Genomic DNA, 21877 nt, shown 5'->3' on the forward strand with positions numbered 1-21877 from the left:
TCATGAAACCGTATCGATCCGCGTGCCGTTTGCGTGGTCCAGGCGGGCGGCCAGAGGGCCGTTCGCCGGACAACAACGGAGTACTTATGAAATACGCAATCGCACTCATCGCCACCGGATCGCTCATGGCGCTTGCCGCCCCGGCGATGGCGCAATCGACCGGAGATTCCACCTTCACGGGGCCGCGCATCGGCGTGACCGGCGGTTACGACGTGACCGGCGCCGGCAGCTCTGTCGACGACGACACCAATGACGATAACGACCAGTCGATCGACGGCTTCGCCTATGGCGTTACCGCCGGCTACGACTTCGATATCGGCGGTGCCGTTCTGGGCATCGAAGGCGAATACACCGATTCGACGGCCAAGACCGAATTCGACGACGGCGACTTCCAGGGCTTCGGTTTCGGCAGCGTGGATGCCGGCCGCGATCTCTACGTCGGCGCGCGTATCGGCGCGAAAGTCGCCCCGGATGCCCTGCTCTATGCCAAGGGCGGGTATACCAATGCCAAGCTCAACATCCTGTCGAACGACGGCGAGACCGAGACGGACCGCGATTTCAAGCTCGACGGCTGGCGGATCGGCGCGGGTGCGGAATACGCGATAAGCCCGAACACATTCGTGAATCTCGAATATCGCTATTCGAACTACGAGGACGCGAACATCGAAATGGGTGACGGTTCGACGACGCCGAACTTCGACGTCGATACCGACCGTCATCAGGTCATGGCCGGCGTGGGCATGCGCTTCTGATCCGGCACATCGTCACCGAGTGGGAAGGGCGGGGCTGCGGCCTCGCCCTTTTCGTATCGGCGTCCGATACGCGCGCAGCCCACGGTCGCCGCGTCCATCGCGGTGGCTGCCCCTGTAAGATCGTAGCTGTCGGAAAAACGCCGGTTGCGGCTGTCGGTGGCGGATACCGTCATCCGGCCCGCGGCGCGCATGGCGGCGACGATTGCCGCATCCATCCGCTTGTCGCGCGCCCAGGCATCGCCGCCGCCGCCGGTGAGCGAGAAGCGCTGTTGCCCCACGCGCAGCACGATCCTGGCATCGGGTGCGAGCTTGCGCGACAGGCGAAAGTGGATCTGCCCGCGAATCCGCCGCCGCGGCCAGGTGCCGACACTGGCGAAAGCGCGATAGTCGGCCGATCGCCCGCTCGCCATCGGGCGCGCAATGGCATAGCAGCGCGGAACGCCGGGATCGCGAAATGCGGCCCAGTTGGAAAAGACGCCCAGACTGTCGCGGGCCGCCAGCGGAGCGGCGAGAGCCAGCAGCGCCAGCGCCAGCGTCAGGATCGCGGCTCTAGGGAGGTTTTCATTGAGGCGGGCCGGTGTCGCATCGGCCCTGCTGAAAACGACTCTAGTCATAGGCGATGGCGACCACTTCCCATTCCTTTTCGCCGCCCGGCAGGCGCACAGTGCGCACATCGCCCACCGCCGCGCCGCGAAGGGCTCGCGCCATCGGGCTGGACCAGCCGATCCGCCCGGCGCCGGCGTCTTGTTCATCGTCGCCCACCAGAGTCACGATCTTGCGCCGGTCGTCTTCGTCGGCAAGCTCGATCCGCGCGCCGAAGAACACGCGGGACCTGTCCGTCTGCTCGGCGGGATCGATCACCCGCGCCGCCTTCATCCGGCGGGCGAGATGCGCCAGTTCGCGGTCGATCTCGCGCATGCGCTTGCGGCCGTAGATATAGTCGCCGTTCTCGCTCCGGTCGCCGTTGCCCGCGGCCCACGAGACGATCTCGACGATTTCCGGTCGTTCGACCCCCAGCAGGCGGTCATAACGCGCCTTGAGCGCACTATACCCGGCCGGGGTGATCGGGTTCGTCTTGGCGGTTGCGGGCATGAGCGGTCACTAGCCGAACGGGCGCGGCGGCGAAAGCGGGGGGAACGGGCGGGCTCAGCCCGGCGTCGATTTGCCGAGGAACTGGCTGACGCCCTTCGGTTTCCCGTAACGAACGCGGTCGGGGTACATCGCCTCGTAAACCACGGCGTTTTCGATCACGCGCTGGACGTAGTTCTTGGTTTCGAAGATCGGGATTTCCTCTATCCAGCGCAGCCAGTCGACCGATCCGTTGCGCGGATCGCCGTTGGCGCGCAGCCACTTGTTCACATTGCCCGGCCCCGCATTGTAGGCCGCGATCGCGAGCGGGTAGCTGCCGCCGTAGTAATCCATCATGCGCGCGAAATAGGCGTCGCCCAGGCGGATGTTGTACTGCGGATCGGCAGTCAGGTTGCCGTAGTCGTAGCTCATCGACAGCATTCCCGCCTGTTCGCGCGCGGTGCCGGGCATCAACTGCATCAGACCGCGTGCGCCGGCGTGGCTGATGCGATCCCGATCGAACTCGCTTTCCTGGCGTGCGATGGCATGAACGATGGTGAAGTCGGTCCCGGCCGGTTGCGCGACCACGGGGAAGCCGATCCGCTCGAAACCCGCGATTTCCTTCTCCGGAGCGGTCCGGCCGATCACCACCGCAAGCTCGGGCAACCGCAGTTCTTGCGCCAACTCGGCGACCAGTTGCATTTCGCCCGCATCGTCGGCCCAGCTTGCAAGCTCGGTGAAGAAATACCGCTCCGTGCGCCAGTCGCTGCCGCCCTTGGCCAGTTCGCGCACCGCGAGCGCGAGGGGGTTGGACCGGAAGGCCGCGCGCTGTTCCGCAGTCGGATGGACCGGTGTGGCATCGCCGAAGTCGGGCGTCGGACGGCCCAGTCGTTCGAGCGCCAGCAAACCGTAGAAATATTCGGGATATTGCGCTGCCATCAGCCAATAGCGTTGCGCCTCGGCGGCATTGCCGGCCCGGTGGGATGCCAATCCGGCCCAATAAAACCCCTTGGACCGTGTCTGCGGGGTACGGGCCGCGGCGCCATAGCGATAGAACAGCGGCGCTGCGCCGTTGCCGTCGCCCATGGTCCACAGCGCCTTCGTGCCGCCGAGCCACATCAGCGACGTGTAATCGTCGCGCAGGCGATAGCTCATGCCGGAAATATCGGCTCCGGGTGCGAAAAGATCGTCGACCTTGGCTGCGATCTGTGCCGCGGGTCGTGCCGGTGCGCCGCGGGCGATACGCAGCGCCTCTGTCACGTAATCCTGCGCGTCGAACGGCTGGCCGGCGAACGGGGGCCGGCCGGCGAGCAGGTCGATCGCCTGCGGCAGCCGGCCGCTGGTGCGATAGTGCCGCGCGAGGTTGTAGACATAGCCCGGATCGCTGCGCGCCTGGGCCGGGACCGGAAGCCCTGCCGAAGCGGGATCGGTGCCCTGAAGAATCGACAGTCGCGCCATTGCAAGGTCGCGATAGGCGGGGGAAACCTGGGGCATGTGCCGCGCCGCCGCCTCCGCCTTGCCCTGCCACAGCAGCGCGGCCATGCGCGCGTCGTGATCTTCGGGCGTGAAGCGCGATCCGAACAGGCCGAGCAGGTAGGCTTCCGCCGGCGTGCTCATGTCCCCGCCGCGCCACGCCTCGCGTGCCGTCTCGAACGCTTCGGGGCGCTGGAGACCCGCCAGGGCGAGCGCGTAGCGGGCTCGCGCCGGATTGCTGAGGGGCGGATTGCGATCGAAATAGGCGACCAGCGATTCCGAACTCGGTGCGCCGCGTTCCAGCGCCTCCTCCGCCCGGGCGCGAATCAGGTCCATGCGCGGAAACTCGGGAAAGGCGAGGGCAAAGCCGGCGTAGGAATCGAAATCCATCTCGTCGTTCGAGGTCAGGAATTTCCACCGTTCGACCGCTTGCCCGATCTGCGAAGGCACGGTCGCGACCAGTTGCTGGCGCGCGCTGTCGACTCCGTCCGGCTGTGCCACCAGAGGACCGGAGGCGGACAGCACGGTGCTCGCAAGAAAGGTCAGTCCGTACAAGGAAATACGTGTCATGCTGGACATGTTGCCCCCGGTCTCCTTATCAGGCCCTGAATAACCGAAATCCCAGTGCCGGTTTCGCCCGGCGTGTAGGGCAATGGCAAGGATGCAGACAATGTTCTCGGGTTCGATTCCGGCTCTGGTGACTCCTTTTCGCGACGGAACGTTGGACGAGGCGGCGTTTCGCCGTCTGGTCGACTGGCAGGTCGAAAACGGGAGCAAGGCGCTGGTCCCCTGCGGCACGACCGGGGAAGCGTCGACCTTGTCCAATGCCGAACATCACCGGGTCATCGAAATCTGCATCGAGCAGGCCGCCGGGCGGGTGCCGGTAATCGCGGGCTGCGGCAGCAACGATACCCGCAACGCGCTGCTGCACATGAATTTCTCGCGCAAGGCGGGCGCTGCCGCCGGGCTGTGCGTTGCGCCGTATTACAACCGGCCTGGTCAGGCCGGGCTGATCGCGCATTTCAGCTATCTGGCCGAAAACTCGGACCTGCCGATCGTGCTTTACAACGTGCCCGGGCGCACTGTCACCGATATCGAGCCGGAAACGGTCTGCGCGCTGGCCAAGCGCTATCCCGACCGGATCGTGGGCATCAAGGACGCGAGCGGCGACCTGTCGCGCGTGACAGATCATCGGATCGGGATCGGCAAGGACTTCTGCCAGCTTTCGGGCGACGACGAACTTGCCCTGCCGGCCAATGCCGCAGGCTCCGCCGGCTGCATCTCGGTCACGGCGAACGTCGCCCCCGCGCTCTGCGCCGAATTCCAGCAGGCCTGTGCCGACAACGACCTGGTGCGCGCGCGCGAGCTGAACGACCTGCTCTATCCGCTGCATTATGCAATGTTCGAAGATGCCAGCCCGGCACCGGTCAAATATGCGCTCAGCCGGGTGCACGACTGGATCCTGCCCGATGTGCGCCTGCCGCTGGTGGAATGTTCGGACCATGCGAAAAAGGCGGTGGACGAGGCGCTCGAGCACGCGGGTCTTATCTGATGCGGGCCGCGCTGATCGGCCTTGCAAGCGCGATTGCGCTGGCCGGATGTGCCACGGTTTCACAGCCTTCGCCCGATACGCTCGACGCTGTGGCGGCGGACTATCTCCTGCTCCAGCTCACCATCGGTGAGAAGGAAGACGGGTATATCGACGCTTACTACGGCCCGGAAGCGGTGCGGGCGCAGGCCGTGGCCGATGCGCCCGGCCAGTCGCTGCCGATGCTGGAAGCGCGCGTCGCGGCCTTGAAGGCGCGGGCGAGTGCATTTGCCGACGATGGCGTGGACGGCATCGCCTTGGAAGAACGGCGAGCCCGCTTCCTGGCCGCGCAGCTCACCGCGGCCGGCACGCGGCTGCGGATGATGCGCGGCGAAACGCTGTCGTTCGCTGACGAGGCGGAGGGGCTGTTCGGCGTCCGGTCCGATCTGCCGCCGCTTGCGAGCTTCGATCCCCTGCTGGCGCGGATCGAGCGCCTGGTGCCGGGCGAGGGCCCGCTGTGGCAGCGGATCGACACGTTTCAGAAGCGCTTCGACATACCTGCCGACCGCGTGCGCCCGGTGATGGAAGCCGCGATTGCCGAGTGCAAGCGGCGCACGCGCGAACATGTCGCGCTGCCCGAAGGCGAGAGCTTTGCGCTGGCGCTGGTGACCGACAAGCCGTGGAGCGGCTACAACTATTACCAGGGCAGCTATCATTCGAAGATCGAAGTCAATATCGACCTGCCGGTGCGGATCGACCGTGCAATCGAACTCGGTTGCCATGAGGGATATCCGGGGCACCACGCGTTCAACGCGCTGCTCGAACGCGAATTGGTGAACGGGCGCGGGTGGCAGGAATTCTCCGTCTATCCGCTCTATTCGCCGCAGTCGCTGATTGCCGAGGGGTCGGCCAATTACGGGATCGAGCTCGCTTTTCCCGACGAGGAGGACGTGGCCTTTACGCGCGACGTGCTGGCGCCGATCGCCGGGCTCGAAGGGCTCGACGTCGCCCGCTACATCGCCTTGCGCGACGCGATGGCGGACCTAGCCGCCGCGCGGTACACGATCGCCTCGCGCTACCTCTCCGGCGAGGTGGATGCGGACGAGGCCCTGGCGCTCCTCCAGCGATACCAGCTCGCTTCGCCCGAACGCGCCCGGCAATCGCTGGCGTTTATCGATACCTACCGCAGCTATATCATCAATTACGGGCTCGGCCGCGACATGGTGCGGGCCGCGATCGAGGCGGGCGAGGCGGACGAAGACTTGCGCTGGAGGCGGATGGAGCGCCTGTTGAGCGAACCGGTCCTGCCATCGGACCTGGTCGCAATGGCGGGCGAGGAGACGTAACGCACGGCTGAATCGGCGCGCGGGGCTTTTCGATACCGCTTCGAGCGCCTACATGGCGCGGCCTTATGGCTCGCCCCAAACCCGCCACGTTCGACAAGCAGAAGACCGTCGCCGAGAATCGGCGCGCGCGGTTCGACTATCATATCGAGGACAAGTTCGAAGCCGGCCTCGCGCTCCAGGGCACCGAGGTCAAGGCCTTGCGGGCGGGCGAAGCCTCGATCGCGGAAAGCTATGCCGAGGTGCGCGACGGGGAAGTCTGGCTGATCAATGCCAACATCCCCGAATTCAGCCACGGCAACCGCTTCAATCACGAGCCGCGCCGGCCGCGCAAGCTGCTGCTGCACGCGCGTGAGATCGAGCGGCTGTTCGGTGCTGTGGAGCGCAAGGGAATGACGCTGGTTCCGCTGTCGGTCTATTTCAACGCCACCGGCCGGGCCAAGGTCGAACTGGCGCTCGCAAAAGGCAAACAGGCGCACGACAAGCGTCAGACGATCAAGGAGCGTGACTGGAAGCGCGACAAGGCGCGCCTCCTGCGCGAAAATCGCTGATTGCCGCTGCGCGCGTTCACGCTCTGGCCATTCGCGACACGCTACCCATATCGCGCGCCATGACCGGTTCGCCACATTTCACAGCGACGGACTTGCCCTCGGGGCGCGCCGTGCCCATTGCGATTGCAGGACGATGACCGGCAAGCCTTCCAAGACCTTTCTCGCCGACTGGCTGCGCAAGCACATGCCCACGCGCGAGGCGATGGCGCGCAACAAGTATCTTGCGCCGATCGCGCATCGTTTCCTTACGCCCGAATTGTGGCGCTTCACTCGCCGTTCGGTGCCGCGCGGAGTGGCGCTGGGGCTGTTCGCGGCCTTTATCGTGCCGGTCGGGCAGATATTCCTCGCGGCCTTTCTCGCCCTGCCGGCACGCGCCAACGTTCCTTTGTCGGCTCTGGTAACGTTTGTCACCAATCCTTTCACGCTGCCATTCTGGCTGCTGGTGGCGAACAAGGTCGGCCGTTTCGTTTTGAAAGTCGACGCGGTCACTGTCGGTTTCGCGAACGACGAACTGGCCAGCGGGCGCTGGGCGTTCGCAATCGATGCTTTCCAGGTCGCCGGGGTCACGGCCTTCGGTTTTGTCGTCCTCTCGGTCTTTTCCGCCGCGCTCGGCTATCTTCTGTCCAGCGTGGTCTGGCGCATGATGGTCGCGCGCAGGCGGGCGCGCCGTTTGCGCCAGATGGAATTGCGGCTCGACCGGCGCCTCGGGACGCGCGAAGGGTGACGGCGCGCGAAGACGCGGCCGGCATCGCGCGGGTGCCGCTGATCGCCGCCATCGCCGCCGCCCTGGTGGTGAGCACGGGCCTGGTCTGGCTGATCGCGGGCGACCGTTCGCTTGCGCTCGGCTACGGAGTGGGGCTCGCCGCGCTGATGGCCGCGGGCTATGCCATTTCGCGTATGCGGCAGGTGCCGCGCGAGGAGCCCTTCGCCCAGCCCGACTGGTCGGTCACCGTCGCGGCCATCGAGCAGTCCGATACGGCGATCGCGGTGACCGACCGGGCGAACCGTCTGGTTTGTGCCAATTCGCTCTATGCCGACTGGTTCGGCATATCCCGGGCGCCGCCCAATCTCTCGCTCGATCGCGAATCGCTGGAGCGGATGGTGCGCGCCGCGCGCGAGGCCTGGCGCGACGGACGCGGCCTTGCCGAACCGCTGGCGCAGGAAGATGCCCAATGCACCTGGCGGGGCGAGGCCGAGCGCGTCGGGCGCGGCGGGGATTACCTGGTCTGGCGGTTCACGGCGTTGAAGCTGGAAGACCCGGTGGCACGGGTCGGCGAATGGATTTCCGGGCCGCTCGGCGCATTCCTGTCGAACTCGGGAATAGAGGCCGCGGTGATCGGCACCGACGGAACGATCCGCGCGGTCAGCGCCGGCTTTGCCGAACGGGCGACCGGCGATCCGGCGGCGACGCTGGCGGGGCAGGATTTCGTCGCCCAGCTGCGTTCCGACGACCGCGACCGGATCTATTTCGCGCGCGAAGGGCGGCGCGGCACGCCGCAGATGCTGGTCCAGGTCGCGCTGGGCGATCCCGAGGATGCGCGCCCGGCGCGCGCCGACGAGGTTCCGTCGTTGATGCTGCTGGTCGACAGCGGGGTCGGGATAGGCGGCGGCTGGGAGGGCGGCGGCAATGTCGCCGCCACGCCGCAGCTCGAGGCTCTGCTGGGCGCTCTGCCGTTGGGCCTGGCGATGACCGATCGCGACGGACGCCTCCTCTTCGCCAACGACGCCTTCCTGCGCGCCGTCGCGTTGGAGGAGGGCGGGCTGCCTCCGTTCCCCTCCGATCTGGTGGTGCGCGAGGACAAGAGTGCGCTGATCGACGCCGTGCGCCGGTTTGCGCGCGGTCCGGCGACGAGCGGCGACATGGCTGTGCGGCTGATCCGCCAGCCCGACGAGCCGGTTTCGCTGGGGCTGGCCGGCGTGCGCGGCCTGGGCGAGGCGGCGGTGTTGCTGAGCCTGGTCGACACGACCGAGGAAACCCGGCTGAAACGGCAGGTCGCGCAGGCGACCAAGATGCAGGCGGTGGGCCAGCTTGCCGGCGGCGTGGCGCACGATTTCAACAACGTGCTGACCGCGATCATCGGCTATTGCGATCTCATGCTGCTGCGCCACACGCCGGGCGACAGCGATTACGACGATATCCAGCAGATTCGCGCCAATTCCAATCGCGCGGCCAGCCTGACGCGCCAGTTGCTGGCCTTCAGCCGCCAGCAGACGCTGCGCCCCGAAGTGCTGCAGGTGCCGGACGTGGTGAGCGAAGTCAGCCAGCTGCTGAAGCGGCTGGTGGGCGAGAAGATCGCGGTCCGCGTCCACCACGATCGCGATCTCGGCCCGGTCCGTGCCGATCCGCAGCAGCTGGAGCAAGTGATCGTCAATCTGGCGGTCAACGCGCGCGACGCGATCCATTCGCGCGGCGACGGCACCGGCAAGCTGACGCTTGCAACCCGCCGCGTATCCGCCGCCGACGTGCGCAAGATGGGGTCCGACATCATCCCCGTGGCCGACTATACGGTGCTGGTGGTGCAGGACGACGGGGGCGGGATCCCGCAGCATCTGCTGGGCAAGATCTTCGAACCGTTCTTCACGACCAAGGAGCAGGGCAAGGGCACGGGGCTGGGGCTTTCGACGGTCTACGGCATCGTCAAGCAATCGGGCGGGTTCATTTTCGTGGACAACGTGACCGGGCCCGACGGTACGGCCCAGGGTGCGCGCTTTACCATCTATCTGCCGGTCCACCGCGGTGCCGAACCGCGCGAGGTCCGCGAGGAGACTGCTTCGGCAAGCGGCTGGTCCGCCGGCGGGCGGGTGCTGCTGGTGGAAGACGAGGACATGGTTCGGGCGGTCGCCGAGCGCGCCCTGTCGCGCGCGGGATATACCGTCACTGTGGCTTCGGACGGCGAGGAAGGGCTGGCCGCGGTCGCCAACGGCGGGGAGTTCGACCTGATCGTGTCCGACGTGGTCATGCCGGGCATGGACGGGCCGGCCATGATCCGCGCGGTCCGCAAGGTGCGCCCGGACCTGCCGGTCCTGTTCATGTCCGGCTATGCGGAAGAACACTTGCGCGGCGAGATCGATGTCGCCCACATGCACTTCATCGCCAAGCCGTTCAGCGTCCAGCAGATCAGCGACGAGGTGTCGCGCGTTCTGGCCGAAAGCCGGGCCGGAAAGCCGGCAGATTCCGCCTGACAGGCCCGACCAGGGCGGCTAGCCTCCCCGTGGGAGCCCTTCGGCCGGGTGCCGGAGCTGGCAAAGGGAGACTGCATCGATGCTTCGCACTTTTGCCGCCTGCAGCGCGCTGTCCTTCGCCGTTGCCGCGCCCGCCGGGATGGCGCAGGACACGACCGAGCAAACCGCGCAGGGCGACGTTTCGGTCACCATCTACAACAACGGCCAGGCGCTGGTGCAGGACGTGCGCCAGCTGCCGATCGCGCAGGGGCGGAGCCGAATCGCCTTTCCCGACGTCTCGGCCCAGATCCGCCCCGAGACGCTGAGCTTCAATGCCGACGGGGCGGCGATCATCGAACAGAATTTCGATTTCGATCTGCTCACGCCGGCCAAGCTGATGGAAAAGGCGATCGGACAGACCGTCACGCTCGTCCGCACCAACCCGGCGACCGGGGTGGAAACGCGCGAGCGGGCGACGGTGCTGTCGACCGCCGGCGGCGTCGTGGTGCGGATCGGCAACCGGATCGAGGTGCTGCGCGACGACGGCTTGCCGGTGCGCGCGGTGTTCGACCGGGTGCCGCCCAACTTGCGCGCGCGGCCCACGCTGTCGGTCACGGTGGACAGCGCGCGGGCCGGCACGCGCCCCGCCGCGATCCGCTATCTCACCCGCGGGCTCGACTGGTCGGCGGATTACGTCTCGCTCTACGACGAGGCGAAGGGCACGATCGACATGCAGGGCTGGGTCACGCTGACCAACGACACCGGCACGACCTTCCACTCGGCCGATACGCTGCTCGTTGCCGGCAATCCGGGCGGGGGAAGCGGCCGCCCCGGCAGCCGGCGGCCGGAGCCGGTGCGTGCGCCGGGCGGCATGGTGCGCCCCGGCACCGAAAGCGCGGGGCGCGAGCGGGTCGGCGATTTCTACCTGTATCCGATCGATGCGCGCACGACGATCGCGAACAACCAGACCAAGCAGGTGAGCTTCCTCGACGTGCAGGGCGTTCCGGCGCGCAAGATCTACGCCCGCACCGTCGGCTGGCTGGCGAGCGACGACGCGCCGGTCAACGTGTCGAGCGAGATCGCGTTCTCGTCTTCGCGCGACGGCGGGCTGGGCGACGCTCTGCCCGCGGGCACGGTGCGCTTCTACCAGCGCGACAGCCAGGGCAATGCCCAGTTCATCGGCGAGAACGCGATCGGCCATACGCCGATGGGCAGCGAATTGAGCCTGCGGACCGGCGATGCGTTCGACATCTTCCTCCAGGCCGAAGTCGAAAGCCGCGAAACGATCACCGCCGCGGAGTGGGAGCGCAGCGCGCGCTATCGCGTGATCCGCGACGGCGAAGTGGTCGAGCGGGTCGATGTCGAGCGGCCGAAGAGATTTTATCGCACGACGATGCGCTACACGCTCTCCAATGCCAAGGCGGCGCCGGTCGAGGTCGATCTGGTGCAGGCCGGACTCGATCGGGGCTGGTGGAGCAACGATTATCGCATCGTCAGCGAAGACCTGCCCGGGCAGCAGCTCAATGCCGACCGGCGCAAGTGGACGATCCCCGTTCCTGCCGAGGGCGAGCGCGCGTTCCGCGTTACCTACGAATCGCGGTTCTGAGCGGGCGGGCGGCGATGCGGCGTGCCGCGATCCTTTTCGCGCTGGCGATGCTGCCGGATGTCGCCGGGGCGCGCCAGGCGGTCGATGCCTCGGCGCCCGAAACGCTCGCGGTCACCGTCTATCGCGACCCCGGCCGCGGCGACGGCGAGGACATGGACCGGGATTGGCCGCAAGGTTTCGCGATGATCAGCGAGACGCGCACGGTCACGCTGCCGCCGGGCGAGAGCACGGTGCGCTTCGAAGACGTTGCCGAGGGGATGGTCGCGGTCAGCGCGATCGTCACCGGGCTGCCCGGCGGAACGATCGAGAAGAACCGCAATGCGGAACTGCTGTCGCCCGCCGCGCTGGTCAACGGCACGCTGGGCAACCGGGTGACGATTACCCGCACCAACCCCGCCACCGGGGAGGCGCGGAGCGAGCGGGCGATCGTGCGCACCCGGGCCGACGGCGGCCTCGTGCTGCAGACCGGCGAGCGGTTCGAGGCGGTACGCTGCGCCGGCCTGCCCGAAACGCTGACTTTCGATCGCGTGCCCGCCGGGCTTTCCGCGCAACCGGTGTTCTCGATCGACACGCGCGACGCCACTGGCGGCACTTACCGGATCGTGCTGACCTATCTCGCCTGGGGGTTCGACTGGCAGGCGAACTATGTCGCCACGCTGGGGCAGGGCGACGGGCGGGGCGGGGTCGATCTCGCACTGACCTCGTGGCTTACGCTGCTCAACGACAACGGCCAGTCCTTTCCCGATGCGGAGTTGATGGCGGTGGCAGGCACGCTCAATGTCGAAAGCGATTTCCAGGCCCTGGCCGACCCGCCGCAGGCGGAGCGGTTGCGGCTGACCTGCTACCCGCTGGGCAGCACCGCGAAGGGGACCCCGGCCCGATATCCTCCGCCGCCTCCGCCGCCCGCTCCCCCTCCGCCGGCAATGGCGGCGATGGCGGACGGCGCGATCATGGTCACGGCAGCACGCCGCGAGGAGATGGCGGTGATGGCGGGGGAGGAGGAACTCGGCGACCTCAAGCTCTATCGCGTGCCCGAACCGATCACCGTCGCAGCCAAAGGGCTGAAGCAGGTGGCGTTCCTGCACAAGGAAAGGGTCGAGGGCCGCTTTCTCTATCGGATCGCCTGTCTTCCGGGGCAACTGCCCGACGGTTTCCACCCGGCCGCGCGATTGCTGGAAACGGTGAACGACGAGGAACACGGCCTGGGCGTCGCCCTGCCTTCCGGCGGCGTGGCGATTTTCGAACCGTCTCCGCGCGGGCCGCTGCTGGTGGGGGAGGAGAACCTGCGCGACCATGCGAAAGGGCAGGATGTCGAGATCGCGCTCGGCACCAGTCCGCAGGTCCGGGCCGCCTGCCGTCGCACGAGCGAGCACGACCCGGGCGAAGCGCCGCGCAAATGGACCCGGATGGAAGCCGAAGTCGCCAATGCCCTGCCGGTTCCGGTCACGCTGCGCATCGGGCTGGGGCGGAGCGCGCAATGGGAAGCGCGGGGCACGAACGCGGCCCGGGTCCGCGACGGCATGCGCGAGATCGAAACGACAATTCCCGCCAATTCGGACAGGATAATCCGCTGGCGCGTACGCCGGTCGGGCGATTGACGGTCTTCAAGCCCCTGAATTTTCGCCGTTTGGACATTGCTCGAAAAAAGATGCGTTCCACACTTGTTCTTGCGGAACAAATCGAATACAACGGGCTCCGGTCGATAACGGGCGCGAAGCCCTAGGCAAGCGAAGGAGGCCATGCGATGGCGGCGGAACTGAAGCTGGTTGAGAAGGAAAGCAACGTGGACCGTCAAAAGGCACTCGATGCCGCGCTCGCGCAGATCGATCGTGCGTTCGGCAAGGGCTCGGCGATGAAGCTGGGCCAGAAGGAAGCGATGCAGGTGGAGGCGATCTCTACCGGATCGCTGGGACTCGATATCGCGCTGGGCGTCGGCGGCTTGCCGAGAGGCCGCGTGATCGAGGTCTACGGGCCGGAAAGCTCGGGCAAGACCACGCTGGCGCTGCACGTCATTGCCGAAGCGCAGAAGAACGGCGGCACCGCGGCGTTCGTCGATGCCGAACATGCGCTCGACCCCGTCTATGCCAAGAAGCTGGGCGTCGATATCGACGAACTGGTCGTGTCGCAGCCCGATACCGGGGAGCAGGCGCTGGAAATTACCGACACGCTGGTGCGATCCAATGCGATCGACGTGCTCGTGGTCGATTCGGTCGCCGCGCTGGTTCCGCGGGCTGAGATCGAGGGCGAAATGGGCGACAGCCATGTCGGCCTGCAGGCCCGGCTGATGTCGCAGTCGCTGCGCAAGCTGACCGGTTCGATCAGCCGTTCGAAGACCATGGTGATCTTCATCAACCAGCTGCGGATGAAGATCGGCGTGATGTACGGCAACCCGGAAACCACCACTGGCGGCAATGCGCTGAAGTTCTACGCCAGCGTGCGGCTCGACATTCGCCGGATCGGGCAGATCAAGGATCGCGACGAGATCGTCGGCAACTCGACCCGGGTGAAAGTGGTCAAGAACAAGGTCGCTCCGCCGTTCAAGCAGGTCGAATTCGATATCATGTATGGCCAGGGCATCTCGAAGATCGGCGAGATTCTCGATCTCGGGGTCAAGGCCGGGATCGTCGAGAAATCGGGCAGCTGGTTCAGCTACGATTCGATCCGCATCGGCCAGGGCCGCGAAAACGCCAAGCAGTATCTCAAGGACAATCCCGAAGTTTGCGACAGGTTGGAAGCCGCGATCCGCGGCCGGACCGACGAAGTCGCCGAGGAGATGATGACGGGTCCGGACGCGGACGATTGATCCATCGCCTCAAGCGGGTGCGCGCTTGCATCCGGGAAAACGGAAAACCGGCGTGTGTCTTTAGAGGCCCGCGCCGGTTTTTCTTTGTCGCGGGACCGCGGCCGGGTTAGCAGGCCGGGTCGACGGCAGCCGGCATGGCGAGCGGCTTTCCGCCCTTTCCGTGCCACAGGTTGGGAGCAAGCACAGGCGCATGACGGACAAGCTGGAATGGGAAGGGCGCGCCGGGCGCAGCTGGGCGAGCGAATGGCGCCGCACCGATCGCAGTTTTGCGGCGCTCACCGAACGCTTGCTCGACGCCGCTCTCGACCGGCCTTTCGTGCGCGCGCTCGATATCGGCTGCGGGGCGGGGGAGGTGTCGCTCGCGCTGGCCTCTCGTCGATCCGAAGCGCAGGTCGTCGGCGTCGATGTCAGCGAGGAATTGCTGGCCGTGGCCCGCCGTCGCGGCGAAGACGCGGGCAATGTCGCGTTCGAACTGGGCGATGCCGGCCAGTGGTCGCGCCCCGGTTTTGCGCCCGACTTGCTCGTTTCGCGCCACGGGGTGATGTTCTTTCCCGATCCGGTCGCCGCGTTTTCCCATCTCGCCGCGATCTCCGCGCCCGGCGCCGATCTCGTTTTCAGCTGTTTTCGCCCCGCGGCGGAAAACGCCTGGGCGAGCGGTCTGGCATCGCTCCTGCCCCCGGGAATGGGCGCACCCCCGCCGCCCGGCCAGCCCGGCCCCTTCGCCTTTGCCGATCCGGCCCTGGTCGGCGATATCCTGACCCGCGCAGGCTGGCGCGATCCGACGTTCGACGCCGTCGATTTCCCTTATGTCGCGGGCGAAGGGAGCGATCCGGTGGAAGATGCGCTGTCCTATTTCCTCGTCATCGGCCCGGCCGCGCGTGCATCGGCGCAGATGGAGGCGGCGGAGCGCGCGGATTTCGTCGCGCGGTTGCGCGCCTTTCTGGCCGAACGGGTCGAGAGCGGACGCATTGCGTTCGCCGGTGCCGCCTGGCTGGTCCGCGCCCGGGCACCCGCCTAGCTCTTCCCCCCTCGGCCGCAGTGCCGCGTTCCGGCACCGCCCCGGGGATCGCCGGGCTTAATCCGCTTGTCGCGCGGTGCGCCAGCAACTAACTGCGCTGGCATGACCTCGACCAACGACATACGCCGGTCCTTCATCGACTATTTCGCCGGCCACGGCCACACCGCGGTGCCCAGCGCGCCGCTGGTGCCTTACAACGATCCCACGCTGATGTTCGTCAACGCCGGGATGGTGCCGTTCAAGAACGTGTTCACCGGGCTGGAAACGCCGCCCGGACCGACCGCGGTCAGCAGCCAGAAATGCGTTCGCGCCGGGGGCAAACACAACGATCTCGACAATGTCGGCTATACCGCGCGCCATCACACGTTCTTCGAGATGCTGGGCAATTTCTCGTTCGGCGATTATTTCAAGGAACAGGCGATCGAACATGCCTGGACCCTGCTGACGAAGGAATGGGGCCTGTCGGCCGAGCGGCTGACGGCAACGGTTTTCCATACCGACGACGAGGCGTTCGACCTCTGGCGCAAGATTTCCGGTCTGCCCGAAGACCGGATCATCCGCATCGCCACCAGCGACAATTTCTGGTCGATGGGCGAAACGGGCCCCTGCGGACCGTGCAGCGAAGTGTTCTACGATCACGGCGACCATATCCCCGGCGGACCGCCCGGCTCGCCCGACGAGGACGGGGACCGGTTCATCGAGATCTGGAACCTCGTGTTCATGCAGTTCGAACAGTCGGCCGACGGCACGCGCGCCGATCTGCCCAAGCCGAGCATCGACACCGGCATGGGGCTGGAGCGGATCGCCGCGGTCATGCAGGGCGTGCACGACAATTACGATACCGATACCTTCCGCGAACTGATCGCGGCGAGCGAAAGCCTGACCGGCGTTGCGGCCGAAGGCGACCGCCAGGCGAGCCACCGGGTGATCGCCGATCACTTGCGTTCCAGCGGGTTTCTTATGGCGGACGGCGTCCTCCCGTCGAACGAGGGGCGCGGCTATGTCCTGCGCCGGATCATGCGCCGCGCGATGCGCCACGCGCACCTGCTGGGCGCCGAACAGCCGCTGATGCACCGCCTGGTGCCCGCGCTGGTGACCGAGATGGGCCAGGCCTATCCCGAGTTGCAGCGCGGCCAGGCGCTGATCGAGGAAGTGCTGGAGCGCGAGGAAACGCAGTTCCGCCGCACGCTGGAAAAGGGTCTGCGCCTGCTCGACGAGGAAACCGCCGGGCTGGGCGAGGGCGGGGAGCTGGAAGGCGAAACGGCGTTCAAGCTCTACGACACTTACGGTTTCCCTTACGACCTGACCGAAGATGCCCTGCGCGCGCGCGGCATCGGGGTCGATCGCGCCGGCTTCGAGGCTGCGATGGAGCGCCAGAAGGCCGCCGCGCGCGCGGCCTGGAAAGGCTCGGGCGAAGCGGCCGATGGCGAGCTGTGGTTCGACATTGCCGAGCGCGAGGGCAGCACGGAGTTCACCGGCTACACGGCGACCGAGGGCGAGGGGCGGGTCGTTGCGATCGTGCGCGACGGAGCCGAAGTGTCCAGCGCCGCCGCGGGCGAGGATGTGATCGTCCTCACCAACCAGACCCCGTTCTATGGCGAGAGCGGCGGCCAGTCGGGCGACGCGGGAACGATCTTTACTCCCGAGGGGCTGAAGATCGCGGTTTCCGATACCTCGAAGCCGCTCGGCCGCCTCCACGCCCATCACGGGCGGATCGAGAGCGGCGAAGTGGCCGTGGGCGACAGCGTGCACATGACGGTCGATGCCGAGCGGCGCGACCGGATTCGCGCCAACCATTCGGCGACGCACCTCGTCCATGCCGCGCTGCGCAACCGGCTCGGCAGCCATGTGACGCAGAAGGGCTCGCTGGTCGCGGCCGAACGCTTCCGTTTCGACTTCTCGCATCCGCGCCCGCTCAGCGCCGAGGATATCGCGGCGGTCGAGGCCGAGGTGAATGCGGAAATCCGGGCCAACGAAACGGTCCAGACGCGCCTGATGAGCCCGGACGAGGCTGTCGAGGCGGGCGCGCTCGCGCTGTTCGGCGAAAAGTACGGCGACGAAGTGCGCGTGCTGTCGATGGGCCGCAAGGGCAAGGGCGACGACGGGAAGGAACGCAACTATTCGGTCGAGCTGTGCGGCGGCACCCATGTCCGCGCCACCGGCGACATCGGCCTGTTCCGCATCGTTTCCGAAAGCGCAGTGTCCTCCGGCGTGAGGCGAATCGAGGCACTGACCGGCGAGGCCGCGCGGCAATGGCTGGTCGGGCGCGAAGAAGCGCTCAAATCGGTTGCAGGCACGCTAAAGACGGCCCCTGACGAGGTGGAGGCGCGGGTCGCGGCCCTGGTGGAGGAGCGCAAGCGGCTCGAGCGGGAGCTGGCCGATGCGCGCAAGCAACTGGCGCTCGGCGGCGGCGGCGGAGCGGGCGCGCCGGCGCAAGGCGCGGCCGAGGAAGAAGTCGCGGGGGTGAAGTTCTCCGGCCAGGTGCTCGATGGCCTCGACGCCAAGGAACTGCGCGGATTGCTCGACGAGGCGAAGAAGCGCCTGGGTTCGGGCATCGCCGCGGCCGTGGCGGTCAACGGCGGGCGCGCCGCGATCGCCGTTGCCGTCACCGACGACCTGACGCCGCGTTACGACGCCATTGCGCTGGTGCGCCGGGGCGTAGAGGCGCTTGGCGGCAAGGGTGGGGGCGGCCGCCCCGACATGGCGCAGGGCGGCGGGCCGGACGGGTCCGCAGCCGGGGCCGCGATCGCCGCGGTCCGCTCCGCTATCGAGGAAGCGGTTTCGGCCTGAGCGCCGCCCGCAGCGCGATCACCGCCGCAAGTTGCTCGAATTTCGGGTTTCGGGCTCGCTCCCGCGCGGCAGGTTGCGCCCGCCGGTGTCCGCGGGACGTTCGGCGTCGCGGCCTTTGCCGGACTTGCCGCTGCCGCTGACATTCTGCGGCTTGAATTTCTCCTCGTTGGGGATCGGTTTGGTCGGATCCTGGTCGCTCATGCGAAATCTCCTTCGGCCCACCAACGAACGGAAGGCGCAAGAGTTCTTGCGTCGGTCGCGGGATCAGGTCGCTTCGACCGGGCCGGTCCGCAGCTTGGGCTTGCGCTCCAGCGCGCCATCCTTCTGGATCTGCTCGCGCAGCTCGTCGCGCTTCTGGTGGATCGAGGCGATCACCGGCCCCATCGCCACCCCGATATCGACCAGCACCGCTTCCGAAAGCTGGAGCGAGCTTTCCAGCGTCTCCGGCACGGCATGGCTGGCACCGGCGCGATAGAGTTCGGCGGCATGGATCGAATCGCGCGCGCGCGCGACGATCAGCAGGTCGGGATATTGCTTGCGCACTTTCGCCACCAGCCGCTGCGCCAGGACCGGCTCGTCCATCGTCAGCACCAGCGCCTGCGCGCTGTCGAGGTTCAGCCGCTGCAAGGTATCGCGGCGGGAAGCATCGGCGAAGATGGCGTAGTAGCCTTCGCGCTTCGCGCGCGCGACGAGATCGGAATTGGAATCGAGCGCGACATAGGGCTTTTCGTGGACCTTGAGCATGTCGGCCACGAGCAGCCCGACACGGCCGGCGCCGACGATGATGACCCGCGCTTCGCCGTCGGGTTCGGCCGGCACGTCGGGCACGCCGTCCACCCGGCGGGCGATCGCGCGGCCCAGCTTGGCCAGGATCGGCGTGATGGTCAGGCCGATGGCGGTCACGATCTGCCAGAACTGTGCCGTGCCGGGCTGGATCAGCAGCGCCGAGCTGGCCGCAGTCAGCACGATCAGCGTGGTTTCCGACGGGCTGGCCATCAGCACGCCGGTTTCCGCCGCGGTGCCGCGCCGCGCGCCCATCATCCGCAGCAGCACGCCCGTGATCAGCGCCTTGAAGCTGAGCACCAGCACCACCGCCAGGGCGATCGCCCCCAGGTTGTCCCAGATCGTGGCCAGGTCGATGCTCATGCCCACGGTGATCAGGAACACGCCCAGGGCCAGGCCCTTGAACGGTTCCATGATCGTCTCGATCTCGCCGTGGTATTCGGTTTCGGCGATCAGCAGGCCAGCGATCAGCGCGCCGACGATGGGCGACAGGCCGACCATCGCGGTTGCCAGGCTGGCGCCGATCACCACCAGCAGGCTGGCGGCGAGGAACAGCTCCGGGCTCTTGGTCCGGGCCGCCTGGGCGAACAGGCGGGGCAGGGCGATGCGCCCGACGATCAGCAGCACGGCGACCACCAGGCCGCCCTGCCACAGCGTATCGACAAGCCCCTCCCACCCTTCGGCCTGGGCATTGGGGGCCATCGCGCCGAGCATGAAGATGATCGGCACGATCGCGATATCCTCGAACAGCAGCATGGCCAGCGCCGCGCGGCCCACCGGGCTGTGGGTGCCCGAAATTGGCAGAACGATCGCGGTGGAGGACAGCGCCAGCGCCAGCCCCAGCCCGATCGCGCCGGTCCAGTACTGCCCCATCATCGACAGCGCGACCGCCAGACAGCTGCCGATTATCAGCAGTTCGAGCGCGCCGAGACCGAAGACGAGTTTTCGCAATTGCCACAATCGGTTGAACGACAATTCGAGACCGATTGAGAACAGCAGGAGGATAATTCCGAATTCCGCGAAAGGCTCCAGCCCCTCCGGGTCGCTGATCGTTACGTGCCCCAGCCACGGATATTCGTAGACCAGCTTGCCCAGCCCGAAGGGGCCGACCGCAATGCCGATCAGGATGAAGCCGATCACCGGGGTGATGCGAAACCGCGTGAAGACCGGAATGACGATCCCGGCCGCGCCGAGGATCACCAGTGCATCCGATAGCGCGGGAGTGGGAGCGATTTCGCCTGCCATTGTCTCGTCCTAAACCGACCTGGCCGCGATGTCACGGCGCCAGCGAGCCGGCGGCTGCATTCGTCCGGCGCCGGCCTGCCGTCAGCCGCCGCCGACGGTGTGCGGCCCGAGCGGCTCGCGCCGGGGCCGCGGCTTGCCGGGGTGCTTGCCGGCCTCGTCCCATTCGATCCGGTAGAGGTCGAACCGCCGGTCGGCGAGATTGCGCACCGTCCCTTCGGCGCGCGCCCACGACAGGTCGGCCAGGTTGATGTCGCTGATCGTCAGCGTTTCGACATTCTCGCTCGCCTCCGCCGCGATGCCGTCGCGCGCGAAGGGGAAATCGCACGGCGTCAGGATGCAGCTCTGCGCGTACTGGATATCCATATTGGCGACATTGGGCAGGTTGCCGACATTGCCCGACAGGACGACGAAGCACTGGTTCTCGATCGCCCGCGCCTGCCCGCAATAGCGCACGCGCAGATACCCCTGGCGGCTGTCGGTGCAGAACGGGACGAAGATGATCCGCGCGCCTTCGTCCGCCAGGCGCCGGGCCAGTTCGGGAAACTCGCTGTCGTAGCAGATCAGGACCCCGATCGGACCGCAGTCGGTCGGGATGACGTCGATCGAATCGCCGCCGCGAATGTTCCACCAATAGCGCTCGTTCGGGGTCGGGTGGATCTTCTCCTGCTCGTGCACCGATCCGTCGCGCAGGCAGACATAGGCGACGTTGTGGATGTCGTCGTCGTCCATCCGGGTGGGGTGCGACCCGGCGACGATGTTGATGTTGTAGCGCATGGCCATGTCCGACAGGTCGGTCTTGAGCCGCGGCGTATATTCCGAAAGCCGGGCGATGGCCTCGACCGGCGACAGCACTTTGTCCTCGAAACTGAGCAGCTGGAGCGTGAACATTTCGGGAAAAACGATGAAGTCCGATTCGTAATCGCTTGCGACATCGACGAAATATTCGATCGCGCGAAGAAATTCGGCATAGTCGGAAACGGCCCGCGCCTGGAGCTGGCAGGTCGCCACGCGCACCGCCTCCACCCCGCGCGGCAGGCGCTTCTTCACCGGCTGGTCGCGCTCCACGTAGGGATTGTGCCAGACCATCATCACCGCGTTGGCTTCGGACTTCTTGTCCTCGGGCAGATAGCCGCGGATGATCCGTTCCGGCTCGAACCCGTTGGCGAGCTGGAAGCGCAGGACCGGATCGTGCAGGCGCCCGGCCACGACCTGTTCGAGATAGTCCTCGGGCCCCTCCACCTTCCGCTTGCTGCGGCGATAGTTCGGCATTCGCCCGGCGAAGACTATTCCCGCCAGGTCGCGTTCCTCGGCGAGCGCGCGCCGTTCTTCGTAGAGGCGCCGGCCGATGCGCACGCCGCGCACTTTGGGATCGACGCACATCTCGTAGCCATAGAGCCAGTCGCCGGTGGGATCGTGCCGGCTGCCGAAGCCGTTGCCGGTGATTTCGTCCCAGGTGTGCTCCTGGAATGCCAGCGCCTCGGCGATCTGCATCGTCGCGCAATATCCGACGACCTCCTCGTCGAGCAGAGCGACGAAACAGCCTTCGGGGAAATTGTTGATCTGCCCGCGGATCTCGCCGTGGGTATAGGCGGGCATGTCGTCATAGACGCGCCGCACCAGCGCGGCGATCCCGCGAACGTCCTTCGCCCGCGCGTTGCGGATTTCGAGCCGGCGCTTGCCGAACCGTTCGGGCGCCTTGCGGCGTACTGGCTGCTTTTTGCGTGTTGTCACTGCCAAGCTCCGATCTTCGCGCGA

General features: G+C 67.1%; 17 protein-coding genes. 11 read left to right on the forward strand and 6 right to left on the reverse strand.

Annotated elements, in window-relative coordinates; genetic code table 11:
- Positions 1-86: 86 nt before the first annotated feature.
- Positions 87-752: an outer membrane protein gene (locus V5F89_RS09220; RefSeq protein ID WP_338445362.1), complete on the forward strand. Its 666-nt coding sequence runs from the start codon at positions 87-89 to the stop codon at positions 750-752.
- On the opposite strand, the gene V5F89_RS09225 is transcribed toward V5F89_RS09220, so the two are convergent.
- The 3 genes from V5F89_RS09225 to V5F89_RS09235 are packed head-to-tail and all read right to left on the reverse strand — an operon-like array spanning position 719 to position 3863.
- Positions 719-1366 carry an invasion associated locus B family protein gene (locus tag V5F89_RS09225; protein WP_338445363.1) on the reverse strand — a complete coding sequence of 216 codons (648 nt, stop codon included), beginning with the start codon at positions 1364-1366 and terminating at the stop codon, positions 719-721. The two genes, V5F89_RS09220 and V5F89_RS09225, sit on opposite strands and share 34 nt — an antisense overlap.
- The gene (greB, locus tag V5F89_RS09230) at positions 1359-1844 is read right to left on the reverse strand and encodes a transcription elongation factor GreB (protein WP_338445364.1); all 486 of its coding nucleotides are present in this window, start codon (positions 1842-1844) and stop codon (positions 1359-1361) included. Before greB ends, V5F89_RS09225 begins: the two co-directional genes overlap by 8 nt.
- Before the next feature lie 54 nt (positions 1845-1898).
- Entirely contained in the window at positions 1899-3863 is a 1965-nt protein-coding gene (locus tag V5F89_RS09235) for a transglycosylase SLT domain-containing protein (protein ID WP_338445365.1), read from the reverse strand.
- A gap of 100 nt (positions 3864-3963) precedes the next feature.
- Between V5F89_RS09235 and dapA the strand changes: the two genes are divergently transcribed.
- From dapA to alaS, 10 genes are all read left to right on the forward strand, one after another.
- Positions 3964-4845, forward strand: coding sequence for a 4-hydroxy-tetrahydrodipicolinate synthase (dapA, locus tag V5F89_RS09240; RefSeq protein ID WP_338445366.1), 882 nt, complete (start codon positions 3964-3966; stop codon positions 4843-4845).
- Positions 4845-6167: a hypothetical protein gene (locus tag V5F89_RS09245; protein WP_338445367.1), complete on the forward strand. Its 1323-nt coding sequence runs from the start codon at positions 4845-4847 to the stop codon at positions 6165-6167. The genes dapA and V5F89_RS09245 overlap by 1 nt, the downstream gene beginning before the upstream one ends.
- Positions 6168-6232: 65 nt before the next feature.
- Positions 6233-6715, forward strand: coding sequence for an SsrA-binding protein SmpB (smpB, locus tag V5F89_RS09250; protein WP_338445368.1), 483 nt, complete (start codon positions 6233-6235; stop codon positions 6713-6715).
- 133 nt (positions 6716-6848) lie between these two features.
- A complete protein-coding gene (locus V5F89_RS09255) occupies positions 6849-7439 on the forward strand; it encodes a DUF2062 domain-containing protein (protein ID WP_338445369.1) in 591 nt (196 codons plus the stop codon).
- Positions 7436-9898 (forward strand): hybrid sensor histidine kinase/response regulator, encoded by a 2463-nt coding sequence (locus V5F89_RS09260; protein ID WP_338445370.1) that lies wholly within the window; start codon positions 7436-7438, stop codon positions 9896-9898. Before V5F89_RS09255 ends, V5F89_RS09260 begins: the two co-directional genes overlap by 4 nt.
- Positions 9899-9977: 79 nt before the next feature.
- On the forward strand, positions 9978-11483 hold the full coding sequence (locus tag V5F89_RS09265) for a DUF4139 domain-containing protein (protein WP_425334345.1): 1506 nt from the start codon (positions 9978-9980) through the stop codon (positions 11481-11483).
- A gap of 14 nt (positions 11484-11497) precedes the next feature.
- Positions 11498-13081: a hypothetical protein gene (locus V5F89_RS09270; RefSeq protein WP_338445371.1), complete on the forward strand. Its 1584-nt coding sequence runs from the start codon at positions 11498-11500 to the stop codon at positions 13079-13081.
- Positions 13082-13227: 146 nt separating this feature from the next.
- Positions 13228-14286 (forward strand): recombinase RecA, encoded by a 1059-nt coding sequence (recA, locus tag V5F89_RS09275; RefSeq protein WP_338445372.1) that lies wholly within the window; start codon positions 13228-13230, stop codon positions 14284-14286.
- 190 nt (positions 14287-14476) lie between these two features.
- Positions 14477-15304: a class I SAM-dependent methyltransferase gene (locus tag V5F89_RS09280; protein ID WP_338445373.1), complete on the forward strand. Its 828-nt coding sequence runs from the start codon at positions 14477-14479 to the stop codon at positions 15302-15304.
- A gap of 102 nt (positions 15305-15406) precedes the next feature.
- A complete protein-coding gene (gene alaS, locus V5F89_RS09285; protein ID WP_338445374.1) occupies positions 15407-18094 on the forward strand; it encodes an alanine--tRNA ligase in 2688 nt (895 codons plus the stop codon).
- Between the two features lie 18 nt (positions 18095-18112).
- On the opposite strand, the gene V5F89_RS09290 is transcribed toward alaS, so the two are convergent.
- The 3 genes from V5F89_RS09290 to V5F89_RS09300 all read right to left on the reverse strand — a co-directional run bounded on the left by V5F89_RS09290 (position 18113) and on the right by V5F89_RS09300 (position 21718).
- Complete coding sequence (locus V5F89_RS09290) at positions 18113-18295, reverse strand: hypothetical protein (RefSeq protein WP_338445375.1); 183 nt, start codon at positions 18293-18295, stop codon at positions 18113-18115.
- 63 nt (positions 18296-18358) lie between these two features.
- Entirely contained in the window at positions 18359-20122 is a 1764-nt protein-coding gene (locus V5F89_RS09295; RefSeq protein WP_338445376.1) for a cation:proton antiporter, read from the reverse strand.
- Positions 20123-20203: 81 nt separating this feature from the next.
- Positions 20204-21718 (reverse strand): bifunctional GNAT family N-acetyltransferase/carbon-nitrogen hydrolase family protein, encoded by a 1515-nt coding sequence (locus V5F89_RS09300; RefSeq protein WP_338447549.1) that lies wholly within the window; start codon positions 21716-21718, stop codon positions 20204-20206.
- Positions 21719-21877: the final 159 nt, after the last annotated feature.

The organism is Pelagerythrobacter marensis, assembly GCF_036700095.1.
In the GTDB taxonomy this organism is placed as follows: Bacteria; Pseudomonadota; Alphaproteobacteria; order Sphingomonadales; family Sphingomonadaceae; genus Pelagerythrobacter; species Pelagerythrobacter marensis_A.